Genomic DNA, 19,548 nt, shown 5'->3' with positions numbered 1-19,548 from the left:
AATGAAAGTATTAGTAATTAATTGTGGTAGTTCATCACTAAAATATCAATTAATCGATATGGCTACTGAAGAATCATTAGCTCAAGGATTAGTAGAAAGAATAGGAATTGAAGGATCAGTTTTAACTCAAAAGGTTGAAGGAAGAGATAAGTATATAGTTAAGCAACCTATGAATGATCATAAGATAGCTATAAAGTTAGTTTTAGATGCATTGATAGATGCAGAAAATGGAGTTATTTCATCAATGGATGAAATAACAGCTGTTGGACATAGAGTTGTTCATGGTGGAGAAAAATATAAAAATTCTGTAGTTATAAATGAAGAAGTTAAGGACTATATTAAAGATTGCTTTAAATTAGCTCCTCTTCACAATCCAGCTAACATGATAGGTATTGAAGCTTGTGAGGATTTAATGCCAAATACACCAATGGTAGCTGTATTTGATACTGCTTTCCATGGTACAATGCCAGAAGAAGCATATTTATATGCTCTTCCATATGATTTATATAATAAACATGGAATAAGAAAATATGGATTCCATGGTACTTCTCATAAATATGTTTCTCAAAAAGTAGCAGAAGTTATGGGGAAAGATATAAAAGATTTAAAAATAGTTACATGCCATTTAGGAAATGGTGCAAGTTTATGCGCTGTTAAGAATGGTGTATCTATAGATACATCAATGGGATTCACTCCACTTGAAGGGGTAGCTATGGGAACAAGAAGTGGGAATATAGATCCAGCTATAGTTACTTTCTTAATGAAAGAAGAAGGTTTATCAATTGATGAAGTTAACGATTTATTAAATAAGAAATCAGGTGTTCTTGGAATATCAGGAATTAGCTCAGATTTTAGAGATATTGAAGATGCTGCATTTAAAGAAGGAATTCATAGAGCTAAATTAGCACTTGCTATATTTGAATATAAAGTAAGAGCTACAATTGGATCATATGCTGCTATAATGGGTGGCGTTGATGCTATAGTATTTACTGCTGGAGTTGGAGAAAATGGACCAGAAACTAGAGAGTCAATTCTAAAAGGATTAGAATTCTTAGGAGTAGAAGTAGATACTGAAAGAAATAATGTTAGAGGTAAAGTAAGAGAAATATCTAAAGATGGTTGTAAGGTAAAAGCTTTTGTTATACCAACTAATGAAGAATTAGTTATAGCAAGAGATACTGTTGAACTAATAAAGTAGTTGATTTTTAGAGTGCATAATTATTAGTTGGGTTATTTAGAATAAATTGCTTGACTTTTAATCATGCACTTTATATAATAAATTGTGTTTATTCGGCAAATATTTATCTAAGGAGTGAAATGAAGCTTTGCTCAAGCTATACACATAAGGTGTATAATGTATCCTGAAGGATATGAGGACATTGTCTAGAGCAGTACATATGATTATACAATTTTCAGACTTAATTTCATCAAAGAAAAGAAAAAAAGAAATCAATGTAACATATGAATTAGCTCCACTTTATTTTGATGGAGAAAAAATAGAAGCTGTAGAAGCTGTAAATTTAGTTGGAAATGTTATCTCTGTTGAAGATGTTTTAACTTTAAAAGCTTCAATAAAAACAAAATTGAAATTAAATTGTTCAAGATGCCTAGAGGCCTTTATCTATCCAATAGATATTGATATAGAAGAAAGGTTTACAAATAATAAGGAACTTCAAGATAATGAAGAAATTATTTTTGTAGATAGCGATACTTTAGATATTGCTAAAATAGTTGAAAATGTTATTATTTCAACCTTACCTATTAAGAGACTTTGCACAGATGACTGTAAGGGACTTTGCTACCAATGCGGTAAAAATCTTAATGAAGGTTCTTGTCAATGTGAGACAAATGATGTAGACTTAAGACTGGCAAAGTTACAAGAGTTGTTTGGAAATAAGGAGGTGTAGTAATGGGAAATCCAGCTAGAAAAACATATAGAGCAAAGAGAAATTCAAGAAGAGCTCAAACTTTTAAGGCGAGCTTACCTGGAATAGTTGAGTGTCCACAATGTCACGAAATGAAGTTAGCTCACAGAGTTTGCAAGAACTGTGGATTCTATAAAGGTAAAGAAGTAGTTGCTTCAGTAGAAGAATAAAGAAAGTCTAATGACTTTCTTTTCTTTATATATAAAGAAAAGGGGCGAAGTGGTATTATGAAAATAGCTATAGATGGTATGGGTGGAGATAATGCACCTAAAGCCGTAGTAGAAGGCGTTATTCAAGCTTTGAAGGAATATGAAGGAATAGAATATTATATAACAGGTCCTAAAGAGCAAATAGAAGAAGAGCTAAAGAAATACCAATATGATGAAGGACTAATTAGTATAGTCGATGCAAGAGAGGTTATTTCTCCAAATGAGCATCCTGTAATGGCTTTAAAGAAGAAAAAGGATTCAAGTATATGCAAAGCATTGAGACTTGTTAAAGAAAAAGAATGTGATGCTATTATATCAGCAGGTAGTACAGGTGCATTTTTAGCAGGTTGTACACTTATAGTTGGAAGGATAAAAGGTGTAGAGAGACCAGCACTTGCTCCAATTATGCCTGGGAAAAATGGTAGTTTCATGATAGTAGATGCTGGAGCAAATGTAGATTGTAAGCCTAATTACTTAGTTCAATTTGCTAAGATGGGGAAAGTATATTATCAAGGTGTACTAGGGAATGATAATCCTTCAGTAGGGCTTGTTAATATAGGTGCAGAAGAAGAAAAAGGGAACGAATTAACTAAAACTGTTCATAAGCTGTTAAAAGAAGAAGATAGTTTGAATTTTATTGGTAATGTAGAACCAAGAGATACATCAAAAGGTGATGTAAATGTTTTAGTTTGTGATGGCTTTGTAGGAAATACATTGTTAAAAATGTATGAAGGTGTAGCATCAACATTATTAAACATGATAAAAGAAGAAATTTTATCAGGTGGTATAATGAGTAAAATAGGTGCTGGTCTTTTAAGTTCTGTATTTAAGTCATTAAAAGTGAAATTTGATTATAAAGAATATGGTGGAGCACCATTTTTAGGCGTAGAAGGTATTTGTATTAAAGCCCATGGAAGTTCAGATGGAAAAGCTTTTAAAAATGCTATAAGGCAAACAAAAACTTTTTATGACAATGGTGTATTAGAAAAAATAAAAGAAGAACTTCAAAATAATATATAATTTATTCCAATATGCATATTGACTAGATAAATAATATATAATATTATCTAAATGATGTATGTAGGAGGTGAATTAGATGTTTGAGAAAGTTAAAGAAATAATAGCTGAAAAATTAAGCATTAACGAAGATGATATAACAATGGATTCTTCATTCGTTGACGATTTAAATGCAGATTCATTAGATTTAGTTGAACTTATGATGGCTTTAGAAGACGAGCTAGATACTGAAATCCCAGATGAAGAAGCAGAAAATTTTAAAACTGTCGGAGATGTAGTTAAGTATTTAAAGAATCATGTTGAAGAATAATATAATCCCGCTTTAATGCGGGATTTTATATTTAAAATATACAGGAGAATTTGGTTTATTCTTGAATTTGCTCTATTAAAAAGAGTTTCTTAAAAAGCAAATTGAAGAATAAACTTCAAGGAGTGTACGAAATGGCGAAGTTTAATATAAAAGAAGTTGAGGATAGTATAGGATTAACGTTTAATGAGCCAAAGCTTTTAAAAACAGCATTAACACATAGTTCTTACGCAAATCAACACAAAGATCAAGAGTATAATGAAAGATTTGAATTTTTAGGAGATTCTATATTACAGTTATGTATAACTGAGTATCTTTTCTTAAATTATAAAAATAAGAGTGAAGGTGAATTAACAAAAATAAGAAGCCTTATAGTTTGTGAAAACTCACTTTATGAAATTGGTAAAAAATTAAATTTAGGATATTTTATTAGAATAAGTAGGGGTGAAGAGCTAACAGGAGGAAGAGAAAGGGTTTCTATAATAGCTGATGCTGTAGAGGCTTTACTTGCAGGAATTTACTTAGATAAAGGGCTTGAATTTGTTAAGGATTATATTTTAGGCCACTTTAAAGAAATAATAAATAAAGCAATAAATAATGATATTGTTTTAGATTATAAAACTAAGCTTCAAGAGGAAATGCAAAAGTCAGGGGAAGTCTCTATAATATATGAATTACTTAAGTATGAAGGACCTCCACACAGGAGAAAGTTCTATACCTCAGTTTTAATTGAAGATAAAGAGCTTGGAAAAGGTGAAGGTTATAGCAAAAAAGAATCAGAGCAAAATGCAGCTAAAGAAGCCTTAAGAAACTTGGAGGAATTAAATGATTAAAAGACATTATATAATACCAATATTTATATCTCATCAAGGGTGTCCGCATCAGTGTGTATTTTGTAATCAAGATAGAATAGCAAAAGTTGTTCATGAAGAAGTTACAGATAAAGATGTAAGAGAAACTGTAGATGAATATCTTAAGACTATAGATCATAAAAATGCAACTGTCGAAATATCATTTTTTGGAGGAACTTTTACTGCAATAAATGTAAATAAACAAAAAGAATTACTAGCAGTTGCAAAAGAATATAAAGAAAAAGGTTATATAGATAAAATTAGAATGTCTACAAGACCTGATGCAATAAATAATTACATATTAGATTATTTAAAAGATTATAAGGTAGATGTAATTGAACTTGGAGTACAATCTTTAGATGATGAAGTGTTAAGATTATCAGGAAGAGGGCATAGTGCAGAAGATGTAGAAAAAGCTTCTAAACTAATAAAAGAATATGGTATTACATTAGGACATCAAATAATGCCAGGACTTCCAGGGGATACTTTTGAAAAAGATATAGAAACTGTAAAGAAGTCTATAAAAATGAAGCCGGATATATGTAGGATATATCCTTCATTAGTAATTAAAGACACACCTATGGCTGACATGTATGAAAGAGGTCAATATAAACCGTATTCCTTAGAAGAAGCTGTTGACATATCTAAAGATCTATATAGGCTATATAAAGATGCAAATGTTAATATAATTAGAATAGGTCTTCAGCCAACTGAAAGTATAACATGGGGAAAAGATATAATAGATGGACCGTTCCATCCATCATTTAGAGAATTGGTAGAGGGAAGTTTAATTTGTGATAAAATTGGATCTGTCATAAATGAAAATGAAGATATAATTATTGAAATAAATTCAAAAGATTTAAGTAAGCTTTATGCAAATAAGAAAGTATATTTTAATAACTTAAGAAATAATCATAAAGGAAAAATACTAATAGCTACCAAAGATAAAGTAGACAGAGGAAATGTTAATATTATCGTGCTAAAAAGAATAGAAAAGGTTAGTATATAAGGTAGGCAAGATTTTGCCTACCTTATTATTGATATTTTAGCATCTTTACTATAAACTTAAATAAGAATAGGAGTGGTAATTATGAAGAAGCAAACAAGACAAAAAATGATATATGTAATTACTATAATTTTAGCAATCATGTTTTCAATGAGTTTAGTAGTATCATTGATATAGGTAAGGAGTGTATCTATGTTTTTAAAATCCCTAGAAATAAGAGGTTTTAAATCTTTTGCAGATAAAACCCAGTTAAAGTTTAGAAAAGGAGTAACAGCAGTAGTAGGTCCAAATGGAAGTGGAAAAAGTAATATATCTGATTCTGTAAGATGGGTTCTTGGTGAACAAAGTGTAAAAACACTTAGAGGTGGAAAAATGGAGGATGTCATATTTGCGGGGACTCAGTTTAGAAAACCTGTTGGACTAGCTCAAGTTTCACTTACGCTAGATAACTCAGATAATTCATTGGATACAGATTATTCAGAAGTAACTGTTACAAGAAGGATATTTAGATCTGGTGAAACGGAGTATTTAATAAACAATCAAAAATGTAGGCTAAAAGACATTAATAATTTGTTTATGGATACAGGGATAGGTAAAGAGGGGTATTCGCTTATTGGACAAGGTAAAATAGAAGCTATATTAAGTGGTAAAGCAGAAGATAGAAGAGCTCTATTAGAAGAAGCTGCAGGTATAGTTAAATTTAAGTCAAGAAAAGAAGAAGCAGAAAGAAAGCTATCTAATACTGAAAATAATTTAGTTAGAATACGAGACATAATATCTACTTATGAAGAGCGAATAGAGCCATTAAAAATAGAGAGAGAAAAGGCTTTAAAGTATAAAACTTTAGCAGAAGAGCTTAAAGTTAAAGAAGTTTCTGTTTTAGTTAATAATATAAGTAGAATTGACGAAGAAATTAATGGAATAAGTGAAGATATAACTGGTAGAAAAAGTGATATTGAAACTAAAAGAAATAAGTTACATAAAGACAAAGAAGAGCTTCTATTGCTAGAAAGTAAGATAGAAGAGTTAGAAAACAAAAATAATGCAGAAAAAAGTGAATATTATACTAAAAAGGAAGAATTAAATCAAAGTCTAAAGAATATAGAAATATTCAAAGAGAGGATAAAAAATTTAGATGAAGTAATAAAGAGAGACTCATCAGAAATAGAAGATTTAGAAAAGAGTTTGAAAATTTCTATAGATGAAAAAAACCTTTTAGGCAAGGAACTAGAAGAAAAGATAAAAGAGCAAATACAAAGAGAAGATGATATTAAGAGGTTAGAAAAAGAAGTACAAGATTTAAATAGGGAAATTCAGGAGTTAGAGAAAAAGATTCAACATTTCAAAGATGAAGAATTTGAACTTTTAAGGAAGACATCAGAAATAAATAATAATATAGCTTTATTAAATAAAGAAATCTTAAATAAAGAGGAACTAGGAGCAAATGGAGAAAATACTTTAAAGACTATTGAAGGAAATATAAGTATTAACTTAGCTACAATTTTAGGCCTTAAGAAAAATATTGATGAAACAAGAAAAGTAAGAGAAGAAATAAAAAATAATATAATTGAAAATAAGAAAAAGCTTTCTAATTTTAGTAGTTCAGCAACAAAGAAAGAAAGCCTTATAAGAGAAATATCTAAAAATATTAATACTTTAGAAGGTAAATTAACAACTTTAAAGGATTTAGAAAAAAGCTATGAAGGTTATCAATTATCCGTAAAGAGATTGATGGAAAGAATAGAAAAAGGTCAGGTTTCTTATGGAAAAGGTACTAAGGTTTTAGGTGAGATATTTACTGTGAATAAGGAGTATGAAACTGCTATAGAAATAGCTTTAGGTGGAGCTATTTCAAATATAATTACAAAAGATGAAAATGTAGCAAAGCTATTAATAGATTATCTTAAGAAAAATTCTTTAGGAAGAGCGACTTTTTTACCATTAAATATTATTAAGGGTAATAGATTAATAATTTCTGACAATATAAAAAATGTTCCTGGATTTTTAGGATTAGCATCTGATTTAATTGAGTTTGACAGTACATTTAAGGAGATAATGGATTATTCTTTAGGTAAAACAATAATAGCAAGAGATATGGATTGTGCCTTAAAAATATCTAAACTTGGAAATTATAAATTAAAAATAGTCACTTTAGATGGTGAAGTTATTAGTCCAGGAGGAGCTCTTACTGGAGGGAGTATATATAAGAAAAATAATTCAAGTATTTTAGGAAGAAGAAGAGAACTTCAGGAATTAGAAGAAAATATATCAAAGAGTAAAGAAAGATATTCTTTAGAGCAGGAGTCTTTAAATAAAATAAAAGAAGAAATAAAAGTAATAGATGAAGAAAATCTAAATAAAAGCGATGAAGTCCATGAAAAGACAATTGACATAACAAGATTTGAAAGTGAAATTAAAGCATTAGAAAATGAAGGTTATAAGCTTAAAAACTCTCTTGAAGTTTCAAAAAAAGAATTATCTTTAAATAAGGAAACTTTAAATAGATTAAGAGAAGAAATAAAGATAAAAAAAGAACTATTAGACAAATTAAAAGAAAATAATTCGAGCAATAAAAATGAGTCACAAAGTTTACAAACATTATTGATTGAAAAGAAGGAAAACTTTGATAAAATAAAAGATGAAGTTATGCAAATAAAAATAAATAAAGCAACATTAGACGAAGTAGTTTATGGAAAAGAATCAGAAATAAAAAGAAAAGAAAAAGATGAAAAAGAAAAAGAAGAAAAGATATTAAAGCTTAAAGTTGAAAATACTGAAAAGGAAAAAAATATAAACTACTTAAAAAATCAAATAGATGAAAAAGTAAATTTAATAGATGAAATCAATAAGAGGTTAAATGAACTTGAAGATATTTTTAAGTCTGATGAAGTAAGAAGAATAACTTTAAAGGATAAGTTAAAAATAAAAGATGGAGAAACTAATGAATTAATAGAAACATTAAGAAATCTAGAAGGAGAGCTAAATAAAAGGGAAATAGCATATGCCAAAATAGAAAGTGAAAGGGAAAATCATTATAAAAGGTTAAATGAAGAATTAAATTTAACCTTAGCAGAAGCTGTTGAAATTGCATTAGAGATAGAAAATATTTCAAAGGTTAAGGATGAGATATTTAAGTTAAAAGCTAAAATTACTGCACTTGGAACAGTAAATTTAGCAGCAATTGCAGAATATGAAGAAGTTTGCGAAAAATATGAGTTTATGTCTGCTCAAGAAGAGGATTTAAACAAAGCAAAAGATGAGTTGATGACCGTTATTAATGAAATGACTTCAAAGATGCAAGAGTTATTTAGAGAAAATTTCAAGATACTAAATAAAAACTTTAATGAAACATTCAAGGATTTATTTAAAGGTGGAAATGCAGAACTTATTTTAGGTGAAGGTGATGAACTAACAGCTAATATAGAAATAAATGTTCAACCACCAGGTAAAAAGCTTCAAAATATAAATTTAATGTCAGGTGGAGAAAAAGTCCTTTCTGCTATAGCACTTTTATTTGCAATTTTAAAGATGAAGCCAACACCATTTTGTATATTAGATGAAATTGAAGCAGCATTAGATGATGCAAATGTATATAGATATGCAGAGTTTTTAAAGGAATTCTCTGAGAATATACAATTTATAGTTATTACACATAGAAAAGGTACCATGGAAGCAAGTGATGTTATGTATGGAGTGACTATGGAAGAAAAAGGAGTTTCAAAAGTAGTTTCTGTTGACTTAAGCAAAGATAATTAGGAGGTAAACTATGGCCATATTTGGAAAAATATTTGACAATTTAAAATCAGGACTTTCAAAAACAAAGGATGCACTTACAGATAAAATAAATGAAACACTAAAACTAGCTATTACTATAGACGAAGATTTATATGAAGAATTAGAAGAAATTTTGGTTATGTCTGATATAGGAATGGATACAACAGTAGAAATTATAGATAGATTAAAAGCAAAAATAAGAAAAGAAAAAATTAATGATCCAAGTGAAGTTTATCCAGCTTTAAAAGCTGTAATCAAAGATATATTACTTGAAGGAACAGAAGGAAAAGAAGAAGATATAGCTTCTAAAAAGAAAGTATTACTTGTAATAGGTGTAAATGGAGTAGGTAAGACTACTTCTATAGGGAAGCTTGCAGCAAAGAGTAAAGAAGAAGGTAAAAAAGTATTACTTGCAGCAGCAGATACATTTAGAGCAGCTGCTATAGACCAACTAGAAGTATGGAGTGAAAGAGCAGGGGTAGACTTAGTAAAGCATATGGAAGGTTCTGATCCAGCAGCAGTAGTTTTTGATGCTGTAAATGCAGCTAAGTCAAGAAATATTGATTTATTAATATGTGATACAGCAGGAAGGCTTCATAATAAAAAAAATCTTATGGATGAATTATCTAAAATAGGCAGAATAATAGATAGAGAATTTAATGATGCATCAAAAGAAACACTTTTAGTATTAGATGCAACTACAGGTCAAAATGCCGTAATTCAAGCAAAACAATTTATGGAGGCTTGCCCTATTGATGGTATTATATTAACTAAGCTAGATGGAACAGCTAAAGGTGGAGTTGTAATTTCAATTAAAAACACGTTAAATATACCAGTTAGATATATAGGTGTAGGAGAAGGAATAGATGACCTTCAAGAATTCGATGCAGAAGGATTTGCAGAAGCACTGTTTTAACAATTGATAATTATCAATTGTACATTTAAAAATTTTGAACAAAATTTTTATTGGGTGTTAAGTAAAAATACTTGACAGTATAGAATTGTTTTGTTAAAATCTCTTTTGTGGGTAAGGTGATGAAATGGAAGATAGGGTTGAGATTTCATTATTAATGGATTTATATGGTCCATTATTAACAGAGAAACAGTATAAAATTATGGAGCTTTACTATAATGAGGATTTATCCTTAGCTGAAATTGCTGAATTGAATAACACGAGTCGTCAGGCTATCCATGATTTAATAAAGAGATGCTATAAACAATTTCTATCCTATGAAAGTAAACTTAATTTACTTAAAAAAAGTTTTAATCAAGAAAAAGTAATTATAAGTCTTCTTGAGGATTTAAAAAATAAATACTCAATATCTGAAGATGATTATAATAAATATAAAAGTATTTTAGAAGATTTATAAGATCATAGGAGGGATTAACGTGGCTTTTGAAGGTTTATCCGATAAGTTACAGGAAGCTTTTAAGAAGCTTAAGGGCAAAGGAAAGCTAACTGAAAAAGATATAAAAGAAGCCATGAGAGAAGTAAAACTTGCGTTACTTGAAGCTGATGTTAACTTTAAAGTAGTTAAGAAGTTTATTTCAAGCGTTAGTGAAAAGTGTGTTGGAAATGAAGTTTTAGAAAGCTTAACTCCAGCTCAACAAGTTATAAAAATTGTTAACGAAGAACTTACTAATCTTATGGGAGGTAGTGAAAGTAAATTAGACTTTAACTCTGTAGGTCCAACAGTTATAATGATGGTTGGTCTTCAAGGGGCAGGTAAAACTACAATGAGTGGTAAGCTTGCACTACAACTTAGAAAGCAAAATAAAAAACCTCTTTTAGTAGCTTGTGATATATATAGACCAGCAGCTATTAAACAATTAGAGGTAGTTGGAAAGCAAATAGATATTCCAGTTTTTCAAATGGGTGATAAAGTAAATCCTGTTGATATTGCAAAAGCAGGTATAGCTCATGCAAGGGAAAATGGAAATAATGTAATAATAATAGATACAGCAGGTAGACTGCACATAGATGAAAATCTTATGGAAGAATTGAAATCTATCAAAGAAGTGGTAAATCCACAAGAAATATTACTTGTAGTAGATTCAATGACAGGTCAAGATGCCGTAAATGTTGCTGAAAGCTTTAATAATTCATTGGATGTTTCTGGTGTTATATTAACTAAGCTTGATGGTGACACGAGAGGTGGAGCAGCTTTATCAATTAGAAGTGTTACAGAAAAACCAATTAAGTTTATTGGTGTGGGTGAAAAAATGAGTGATTTTGAAGTTTTCTATCCAGATAGAATGGCTTCAAGAATATTAGGAATGGGAGATGTTCTTTCATTAATAGAAAAAGCTCAGCAAGCCTTTGACGATAAAGAAGCACAAGAATTAAGCTCAAAAATGCTAGAAAATGATTTTACTTATGAAGATTATTTAACAGCAATGGAACAAATGAAAAAACTAGGATCTTTAAGCAAGATAATGGAAATGGTGCCTGGGATACCAAAAGAAATGAAAGATATAGATTTCGATGCTGGTGAAAAACAGTTAGGCAGAGTAAAAGCTATAATTCATTCAATGACACCAAAGGAAAGAAGAAATCCAAAGCTTATAGCTGGATCATCTTCAAGAAAGAAAAGAATTGCTAAAGGTTCAGGTACATCATTACAAGAAGTAAATAAACTCATTAAGGGCTTTGATATGATGAGAAAGCAAATGAAACAAATGAAGTCATTTCAAAAGAAATCTAAAAAAGGATTCTTTGGTAAATTACCTTTTATGAGTTAATATAAATTATACTTTTAAAGGAGGTGAAACAACATGGCAGTAAAAATCAGATTAAGAAGAATGGGTGCAAAGAAAGCTCCTTTCTATAGAATAGTAGTTGCTGATTCAAGAGCACCAAGAGATGGTAGATTCATCGAAGAAATAGGATACTACAATCCTTTAACTGAACCAGCTGAAGTTAAAATCAATGAAGAAAAAGCTACTAAATGGGTTCAAAATGGAGCTCAACCTACAGATGTAGTTAAGAGACTTTTTGCTCAAGCAGGATTAAATAAGTAATTTTTAGGAGGTGAACTCTGTAATTATCATAATTACAGGTGTTTATGAAGGAATTAATTGAAATTATAGCTAAATCCCTTGTGGATAATCCAAATGAAGTTCATGTAAATGAAATCGAAGGAGAGCAATCAATTATTCTGGAACTAAAGGTTGCTCCTGCAGACATGGGAAAAGTAATTGGTAAACAGGGAAGAATAGCAAAAGCTATTAGAACTGTTGTAAAAGCAGCAGCAATGAAAGAAGACAAAAAAGTAGTAGTTGAAATTATTGATGTAAAGAGTTAGGATAATCCTAACTCTTTTTAAACATACAATTACTATAAGGAAATATATAATTAATTGTAATATTTCTAATGTATCTATCAAATATTATAGAAATATTAGAAATATTAAATATGCTAAATTAAAATTAGTGTTTTAACTTTAGTATATATGGACAATACTAAGCTAAATAGATAAATTGAAATAAATAATTTAATAAAAAGAGGTGCTAAAATGAGGGATATTTTAAGAGTTGGGAAAATAGTAAATACTCATGGATTAAAAGGAGAAGTAAAAGTTATAGCTTTAACTGATGACCCCAAAAGATATAATGATTTAGATTTTGTATTAATTGATGGAGTAGAAAGAAAAATTCAAGGTTGTAAATTTCAAAAAGATAGAGTAATAGTGAAAATAGAAGGAATTGATTCTATAGAAGAAGCAGAAAAATATAAAAATAAATATATGGAAATTCCAAGAGAATATGCAGTTCCATTAGAAGAGGATACATATTATATTGCAGATATAATAGGATGCAATGTTTATGATACAGAAGGTAAATCTTTAGGGGAAGTTTATGATGTAATACAAACAAAAAATAATGATGTGTATTGGATAAGAAAACCAAAGGAGTTATTAATACCTGTTCTTTTGGATATAGTGACAGATATAGATGTAGAAAATAGAAAAATTACAATAAAACCAGTAGGAGAATGGCAAGATGAAGATTAATATTCTTACATTATTTCCTGAAATGTTTGATATATTTAATCACAGTATTATAGGAAAAGCTAAAGAAAAAAAACTTGTAGAAATAGATGCAATAAATATAAGAGATTTTACAGTGAATAAGCACAAAAAAGTAGATGATTATCCTTATGGTGGAGGAGTTGGAATGGTAATGACTCCTCAACCATTAGTAGATTCTATAAGGCATTGCAAAAAATCTAATAATGGAAAAGTAATTTTTCTAGGACCACGAGGAAAAACTTTTAATCAAGATATGGCTAAAGACTTAGCAAAGGAAGATGAGCTTATATTTATGTGTGGACATTATGAAGGTATTGATGAAAGAGTTTATAAGCATATAGATTTAGAAATATCATTAGGAGATTTTATATTGACTGGTGGTGAAATGGCAGCAATTCCTATAATTGATTCTATATTAAGATTAAAAAATGGAGTTTTGGGAAAAGAAGAAAGTTATATTGATGAATCATTTTCAGATGGATTATTAGAATATCCACAGTATACAAGACCAGAGGAATTTGAAGGGGATAAGGTTCCAGATATATTGCTTTCAGGACATCATGAGAACATAAGAAAATGGAGAAGAGCTCAATCATTAATAATAACTAAAAGAAAAAGAGAAGACTTATATAATAAAATGACTCTTACTAAAGAGGATAAAAAAATACTAGAAAAGTATAAATAAATTGTTGAAATATAACATTACTTATGTTAAAATAACCTTTGTGTTAGTACGGGCGGTCCTCTGTCAAGTATTTGTTAAGAACGTCTAATATAAATTTAAGGAGGGACTACACAATGAACGAAATAATAAGAGCTATTGAAGCAGAACAAATGAGAAGTGATCTTCCAAATTTCCACGTAGGAGATACTGTTAAAGTATACGTTAAAATTAAAGAAGGTACAAGAGAAAGAGTACAAATGTTTGAAGGAACAGTTATTAAGAAGCAAAACGGTGGATTAAGAGAAACTTTCACTGTAAGAAGAGTTGCTTACGGAACTGGAGTAGAAAGAACTTTCCCAATGAACTCTCCAATCATTGATAAAATGGAAGTTGTAAGAAAAGGTAAAGTTAGAAGAGCTAAGTTATTCTACTTAAGAGACAGAGTAGGTAAGGCTGCTAAAGTTAAAGAATTAAACGTTAGATAATTATCTAATGATTAAGTAAGGGACTTTTATAAGTCCCTTTTTCTTTATTTTTAGGAAAGTACAATGATATTATTGTGTAAATAAGTTTATATAATATTTATCTTCATTTTTAAAGTGACCATATGTAAATTTGCGTTAAACTGAAATAAGGCAACGGAATGATATGTGAATTACATATGATTGCTTTTTTACTTATAAAGAAATTAAATTTTAATTATTGATATATAAGAAAATATAAATGGATATAATACAAAATATTAAGTAGATAGGGAGGAATTTTAATATGCCTACAATTAACTGGTTTCCTGGACATATGAAAAAAACTCAAAGAGAAATAAAAGAAAACTTAAAATTGGTAGATGCAATTATTGAAATAAGAGATGCTAGAATACCAAGAAGCTCAGCAAATCCTGATATAGATAAACTTTGTGAAGGAAAGCCAAGAGTTATACTTTTAAATAAAAGTGATTTATCAGAAGCAAGAGTAACAAAAATGTGGATGAATCATTTATCTTCAGAAAATGTAAAAGTTATAGAAGTAAATTGTTTAACAGGAAAAGGATTAAATCAAATTAAACCAACCTTAGATTTATTATTAAAGGAAAAGCATGATAGATTAAAGGCTAAGGGTTTAGTAAAAATACAAATGAGAGTTATGGTAGTAGGAATACCTAACGTGGGTAAGTCTACATTTATAAATAAGATGGCTAAAAATAATATAGCAAAGACAGGGGATAGACCTGGAGTAACAAAGAGTAAACAATGGATTAAAACTAAGATGGATATAGAAATGCTTGATACACCTGGAGTTTTATGGCCTAAGTTTGAAGATGAAAAAACCGCCCTTAATTTAGCTTTTACTGGAGCAATTAAGGATGAAATAATGGATATAGAGGAACTATCATTTAATTTAGTAAAAAGACTTCAAAGCTTTTATGGTGATAAATTAAAAGAAAGATATAAAATTGAAGAAATAAATGAAGATTCACTAGAAACACTAAATAGCATAGCGAGAAAAAGAGGATGCTTAGTTAAAGGCGGAGAAATAGATTATAATAGAATAGCTGTAATTCTTTTAGACGAGTTTAGAGGTGGGAAAATAGGCAATATTTCATTAGAGCGCCCAAATGATATAGAAGAGTTAGAGGGGTAATTTAATGGATTTATTAAAAAAGGATATAAAAACTTTAAGTTATAAAGATATAAAGTCTCATGTAGATAATATAAATATAATTGAAGAAAGAAATAATGCAGAACTTGTATATTTGATTGATAAGCTATCTTTAGATGAAAGAAAAAATGTTAAAGCATTAGCTGAAAAGTTACTTAAAGAAAAGAAAAAGATAGAAAAAGAAGTTCAAAGAGTAAAATTAATGTATAATTTCGATAAAGGATTTGGAAAGTATACATATGTAGCTGGAGTTGATGAAGTAGGAAGAGGACCGCTTGCAGGACCAATTGTATCATGTGCAGTTATATTAGATTTAAATGTCATGGAAGATGAACTTATACTTTGGTTAAATGACTCTAAGAAATTATCAGAAAAGAAAAGAGAAGCTTTATCGGAAATAATAAAAGAAAAAGCGTTAGCATATTTTATCTCAGAAAGCTCAAATGATGAAATCGATGAAAAGGGTATAGCTTATTGTAATAATAATATATTCCTAGAAGCTTGTACATCAATGAAAATTAAGCCAGATCTTGTTTTATCAGATGGATATTTAGTTAAGGGAATTAATATTCCAAATAAATCAGTAATAAAAGGTGATGCAAAGTCAGCATCAATAGCTGCTGCATCTATTTTAGCAAAGGTTTATAGAGATAATTTAATGAAAGATTATGCAAAAGAGTATCCACATTATGCTTTTGAGGAAAATGCAGGTTATGGTACTAGTAAACATATTGAAGGTTTAAAGAAATTTGGAGCATGTAAAATACATAGAAAATCATTTTTAAAGAATATACTTTAAGTCAAATATATAATATAGAAGTACAGTCTTATGAATTTACTTTATTTAATTTTAGTAAGGTTTATTGCCTTGAAAAAGTTAATTTATTTTTTTGAAAGGGGGTCGCATTTCGCGACTCCCTTTATGATTCCATATTATTTTTTAGGGGTAACGAAATGTGAGATCCTTTTAAACCGTTTATACTTATTTTATTAATAACCTCTAAAGGCATCTTCTATATGATTTAGTAAATAAGATTCATTATTTGAATTGAAATAAATTTCCACAACATCAAACCTACAATTATAATTAAATAACTTTCTTGTAAGTATATAAAATTTACATAAATTAATTATTTGTTTTTGTTTTGAAGAAGTAACAGATTCACATGGTAATCCATAGTTGTAGTTATACCTGCTTTTTACTTCTACAAATATTATTAAACCATCATGTCTACATATCAAATCAATTTCTCCATATTTATTTCTAAAATTTTTTTTCAATATGTAATAGCCTTTAGATTTTAAATAAGATGAAGCTAAATCTTCACCATAAGATCCAATACATTTATTAAATTTACTCATAAAATACCACCATTAATTAAATAAAATTAATAATTATAGAAAATTATCATCACCTTATAATATTGACAAAAATAATATATTAAATCATAAAAAATGATGTTTAATAATTAAATTAGAATGTCAATAATGTTTAAGAGGTGATAATTATGTCAATAGAAATAATAAGTGCTACACATAATGGACTTGATGGAATACTTATAAATGTTGAAGTGGATATTAATAAAGGAATGCCAAGTTTTAGTATAGTGGGTCTTCCTGATGCTTCAATAAAAGAATCAAAGGAACGAGTAAGGTCTGCTATAGTTAATAGCGGGTTTGAGTTTCCACTAGGAAGAATTACTATAAATTTAGCGCCAGCAGATATTAAAAAGATAGGTTCATTACTTGATTTACCTATAGCTCTTGGCATACTTATGAAATCAAATCAAATAATTAACAAAAATTTAAAAGAATTTATAGTTTTTGGTGAACTTTCTTTAGGTGGAGATCTAAAAGAGATAAAGGGAATACTTCCGATAATATTTGAAGGGGAAAATAATAAGAAAAATAATTTCATTTTTCCTTTTAATAATCTAAATGAATTAAGATCCTTTAATGTAGGTAATTTTTATCCTTTTAGAAATTTAAAAGAAGTTGTTTCATTTATTAATAATGAAGATTTATTGCCATTTAGTTTTGAAGAAAAGGTTAAAAAAGCTAATAAATTATATTTAGATTTTTCAGATATAATAGGACAAAAAACATCTAAAAGAGCAATGGAAATAGCAGCTGCAGGTAAACATAATATATTGCTTTATGGGTCACCAGGTTCAGGCAAGACAATGCTTGCAAAGGCATTGCCATCTATATTACCACCTCTTACTTATAAGGAAGAAATGGAAATTGCAAAGATATATAGTGCATCTGGTATATTTTCAGGTGAAGATGGAGTAATTAGACCTTTTAGAAATCCACATCATACAATAACTAAAATAGCATTGGTTGGTGGTGGAAAAGAAGTAAAGGCTGGGGAAATAACTTTAGCACATAATGGAGTACTTTTTTTAGATGAAATATTGGAATTTAAAAGAGAAGTGTTAGAAGTTTTAAGAGAACCATTAGAAGAAAAAGTTATTAATATCAATAGGGTTAATGGAACATATAAATTACCTTCTAATTTCTTGCTTGTTGGAGCTTTTAATCCTTGTCCTTGTGGACTTTACTTAGGAGGAGTAGATGAAAATAGATGTATATGTTCAGAAAATGAAAGAAGAAAATATTTAAATAGATTATCAAGAGCCCTTCTAGATAGAATTGATTTGTTAAACTACGTACCGAGATTAAAGTATGAGGATATATCGAAAAAAAATGATAATTTAAGTTCCGAAAAGATGAAAATAAAGGTATTAGAAGCGAGAGAAATACAAAAAATCAGATATAAAAATAGTGAATATAGCTATAATTCAGAGGTGAGAGGAAGAGATTTTGAGTATTTATTTAAAATTTCAGAAGGCGCAAAAAGTTTATTAAAGATGTGTTATGAAAGATACAATTTAACAATGAGAGGATATGATAAAATAATAAAGATTTCTAGAACAATTGCAGATTTAGAAGCTTCAGATAAAATATATGAACATCACGTTTTTGAAGCATTAGGGTATAGAAAAAATGTAGATGGAGAAATAATTTAATTAAAGGTGGTTATTATGAAAAATGACGAATTATGGTTTATTTTAACTAATATATCTAACGAGAAGAAGTTATTACTATTAAAAAGATATGAAAATGAAAGTAATATTAGGAAGCAAAAAAATGAAATAAGAGAATTACAAAAGATAAAAGATAAAAATATTTCTGAAGAGAAAATCAGTGATTTTAATAATTACATAAATAGTAGTGGAATAGGATATATTACAATTAACTCAAAAGAGTATCCAGAAATTTTAAAGCATATTGAAGAACCACCTTACGTACTATTTTATAAAGGAAACTTAGATTTATTAAGGGGAAAATTGGCAGCTGTAATAGGAGCTAGAAAATGCACACAATACGGAATAGAAGTAGCTAAAATTATAGGAAGAGAATTAAGTGAAAATAATATAACTGTTGTAAGTGGATTAGCAGCTGGAATAGATTCAGTAGCACAAAAAATTGCTTTAGAATATAGAGGTAAAACTATAGGAATATTAGGATGTGGAATAGATGTAGTATATCCTAAATGCAATAAATTATTATATGAGAAAGTTATAAGAGAAGGGTTATTAATTTCAGAATTTTTACCTAAAACTCCACCTATGGCATATAATTTTCCAAGAAGAAACAGAATAATAAGTGGAATAAGTGACAAAGTAATAATAGTGGAAGCAACCAAAAAAAGTGGTACTCTTATCACCGTAGATTATGCTTTAAACATAGGTAAAGACATAATGGCAGTTCCTGGACCGGTGATAAATGGGAATAGTGAAGGATGTAATAAATTAATAAGAGATGGAGCAAAACCATTTACTGAAATAGAAGATTTATATGATTTTTTTAATATAAAAAAAGATATTAAAGAAAAAAATGAAAATAATGGATATAAACAGTGTCTTTTAAAGGTTATAGATAATGAACCAAAACATTTAGATGATATAATAGAATCTGTAAATGTTGACAGAAAGGTATTATTTGAGTTATTATTTGAAATGCAAAATAGAAATGAAATTATTTGTCTTCCAGGCAATTATTATGCAAAATCATTATAAATTTAAGGGGGTGTAAACTCCAT

The 19,548-nt window shown here is 28.6% G+C and carries 21 protein-coding genes; 20 read left to right on the top strand and 1 reads right to left on the bottom strand.

The annotated features are described in order from the left end of the window. The first annotated feature begins 1 nt into the window (after position 1). The 18 genes from I2E83_RS01335 to I2E83_RS01250 all read left to right on the top strand — a co-directional run bounded on the left by I2E83_RS01335 (position 2) and on the right by I2E83_RS01250 (position 16,239). Entirely contained in the window at positions 2-1,198 is a 1,197-nt protein-coding gene (locus I2E83_RS01335; RefSeq protein WP_195263634.1) for an acetate kinase, read from the top strand. A gap of 199 nt (positions 1,199-1,397) precedes the next feature. Continuing rightward, positions 1,398-1,907, top strand: a complete 510-nt coding sequence (locus I2E83_RS01330) for a DUF177 domain-containing protein (protein ID WP_195263633.1) — start codon at positions 1,398-1,400, stop codon at positions 1,905-1,907. 2 nt (positions 1,908-1,909) lie between these two features. Continuing rightward, the gene (gene rpmF, locus I2E83_RS01325; RefSeq protein ID WP_008678357.1) at positions 1,910-2,095 is read left to right on the top strand and encodes a 50S ribosomal protein L32; all 186 of its coding nucleotides are present in this window, start codon (positions 1,910-1,912) and stop codon (positions 2,093-2,095) included. Positions 2,096-2,152: 57 nt separating this feature from the next. Next, positions 2,153-3,154: a phosphate acyltransferase PlsX gene (plsX, locus tag I2E83_RS01320; protein WP_195263632.1), complete on the top strand. Its 1,002-nt coding sequence runs from the start codon at positions 2,153-2,155 to the stop codon at positions 3,152-3,154. Between the two features lie 76 nt (positions 3,155-3,230). Then, on the top strand, positions 3,231-3,461 hold the full coding sequence (gene acpP / locus I2E83_RS01315) for an acyl carrier protein (RefSeq protein WP_008678360.1): 231 nt from the start codon (positions 3,231-3,233) through the stop codon (positions 3,459-3,461). Between the two features lie 131 nt (positions 3,462-3,592). After that, the gene (rnc, locus tag I2E83_RS01310; protein WP_195428304.1) at positions 3,593-4,291 is read left to right on the top strand and encodes a ribonuclease III; all 699 of its coding nucleotides are present in this window, start codon (positions 3,593-3,595) and stop codon (positions 4,289-4,291) included. Continuing rightward, the gene (locus tag I2E83_RS01305; protein ID WP_195428302.1) at positions 4,284-5,318 is read left to right on the top strand and encodes a radical SAM protein; all 1,035 of its coding nucleotides are present in this window, start codon (positions 4,284-4,286) and stop codon (positions 5,316-5,318) included. The genes rnc and I2E83_RS01305 overlap by 8 nt, the downstream gene beginning before the upstream one ends. Before the next feature lie 189 nt (positions 5,319-5,507). Continuing rightward, on the top strand, positions 5,508-9,071 hold the full coding sequence (smc, locus tag I2E83_RS01300) for a chromosome segregation protein SMC (RefSeq protein WP_195428300.1): 3,564 nt from the start codon (positions 5,508-5,510) through the stop codon (positions 9,069-9,071). Between the two features lie 16 nt (positions 9,072-9,087). Then, entirely contained in the window at positions 9,088-10,005 is a 918-nt protein-coding gene (gene ftsY, locus I2E83_RS01295) for a signal recognition particle-docking protein FtsY (protein WP_195263700.1), read from the top strand. 124 nt (positions 10,006-10,129) lie between these two features. Then, positions 10,130-10,459 carry a putative DNA-binding protein gene (locus I2E83_RS01290; RefSeq protein WP_195263628.1) on the top strand — a complete coding sequence of 110 codons (330 nt, stop codon included), beginning with the start codon at positions 10,130-10,132 and terminating at the stop codon, positions 10,457-10,459. 19 nt (positions 10,460-10,478) lie between these two features. Continuing rightward, on the top strand, positions 10,479-11,831 hold the full coding sequence (gene ffh, locus I2E83_RS01285; RefSeq protein ID WP_195428298.1) for a signal recognition particle protein: 1,353 nt from the start codon (positions 10,479-10,481) through the stop codon (positions 11,829-11,831). A gap of 33 nt (positions 11,832-11,864) precedes the next feature. Next, positions 11,865-12,110, top strand: a complete 246-nt coding sequence (rpsP, locus tag I2E83_RS01280) for a 30S ribosomal protein S16 (RefSeq protein WP_008678375.1) — start codon at positions 11,865-11,867, stop codon at positions 12,108-12,110. A gap of 44 nt (positions 12,111-12,154) precedes the next feature. After that, entirely contained in the window at positions 12,155-12,394 is a 240-nt protein-coding gene (locus I2E83_RS01275) for a KH domain-containing protein (protein WP_008678378.1), read from the top strand. A gap of 210 nt (positions 12,395-12,604) precedes the next feature. Further along, positions 12,605-13,102 carry a ribosome maturation factor RimM gene (gene rimM, locus I2E83_RS01270; RefSeq protein ID WP_008678380.1) on the top strand — a complete coding sequence of 166 codons (498 nt, stop codon included), beginning with the start codon at positions 12,605-12,607 and terminating at the stop codon, positions 13,100-13,102. After that, positions 13,092-13,805: a tRNA (guanosine(37)-N1)-methyltransferase TrmD gene (gene trmD / locus I2E83_RS01265; protein WP_195263626.1), complete on the top strand. Its 714-nt coding sequence runs from the start codon at positions 13,092-13,094 to the stop codon at positions 13,803-13,805. The genes rimM and trmD overlap by 11 nt, the downstream gene beginning before the upstream one ends. A 113-nt stretch (positions 13,806-13,918) precedes the next feature. After that, positions 13,919-14,269: a 50S ribosomal protein L19 gene (gene rplS / locus I2E83_RS01260; RefSeq protein WP_195263625.1), complete on the top strand. Its 351-nt coding sequence runs from the start codon at positions 13,919-13,921 to the stop codon at positions 14,267-14,269. A gap of 283 nt (positions 14,270-14,552) precedes the next feature. Continuing rightward, positions 14,553-15,422 carry a ribosome biogenesis GTPase YlqF gene (gene ylqF, locus I2E83_RS01255; protein ID WP_195428296.1) on the top strand — a complete coding sequence of 290 codons (870 nt, stop codon included), beginning with the start codon at positions 14,553-14,555 and terminating at the stop codon, positions 15,420-15,422. Positions 15,423-15,426: 4 nt separating this feature from the next. Then, the gene (locus I2E83_RS01250) at positions 15,427-16,239 is read left to right on the top strand and encodes a ribonuclease HII (protein ID WP_195263623.1); all 813 of its coding nucleotides are present in this window, start codon (positions 15,427-15,429) and stop codon (positions 16,237-16,239) included. Between the two features lie 191 nt (positions 16,240-16,430). Here the strand turns inward: I2E83_RS01250 and I2E83_RS01245 are convergent, their stop codons facing one another. After that, the gene (locus I2E83_RS01245; protein WP_195263622.1) at positions 16,431-16,802 is read right to left on the bottom strand and encodes a YraN family protein; all 372 of its coding nucleotides are present in this window, start codon (positions 16,800-16,802) and stop codon (positions 16,431-16,433) included. Positions 16,803-16,948: 146 nt separating this feature from the next. Here I2E83_RS01245 and I2E83_RS01240 point away from each other — a divergent pair, with 146 nt between their 5' ends. After that, positions 16,949-18,472: a YifB family Mg chelatase-like AAA ATPase gene (locus I2E83_RS01240; RefSeq protein WP_195263621.1), complete on the top strand. Its 1,524-nt coding sequence runs from the start codon at positions 16,949-16,951 to the stop codon at positions 18,470-18,472. Between the two features lie 15 nt (positions 18,473-18,487). Beyond that, the gene (gene dprA / locus I2E83_RS01235; RefSeq protein ID WP_195263620.1) at positions 18,488-19,525 is read left to right on the top strand and encodes a DNA-processing protein DprA; all 1,038 of its coding nucleotides are present in this window, start codon (positions 18,488-18,490) and stop codon (positions 19,523-19,525) included. Positions 19,526-19,548 lie beyond the last annotated feature (23 nt).

Origin of the sequence: Clostridium sp. D46t1_190503_E9 (assembly GCF_015555225.1) — a bacterium.
Classification (GTDB): domain Bacteria; phylum Bacillota; class Clostridia; order Clostridiales; family Clostridiaceae; genus Clostridium.
The sequence above is the reverse complement of the archived record's forward strand: the minus strand, read 5'-3'. Positions and strand labels throughout refer to the sequence as shown.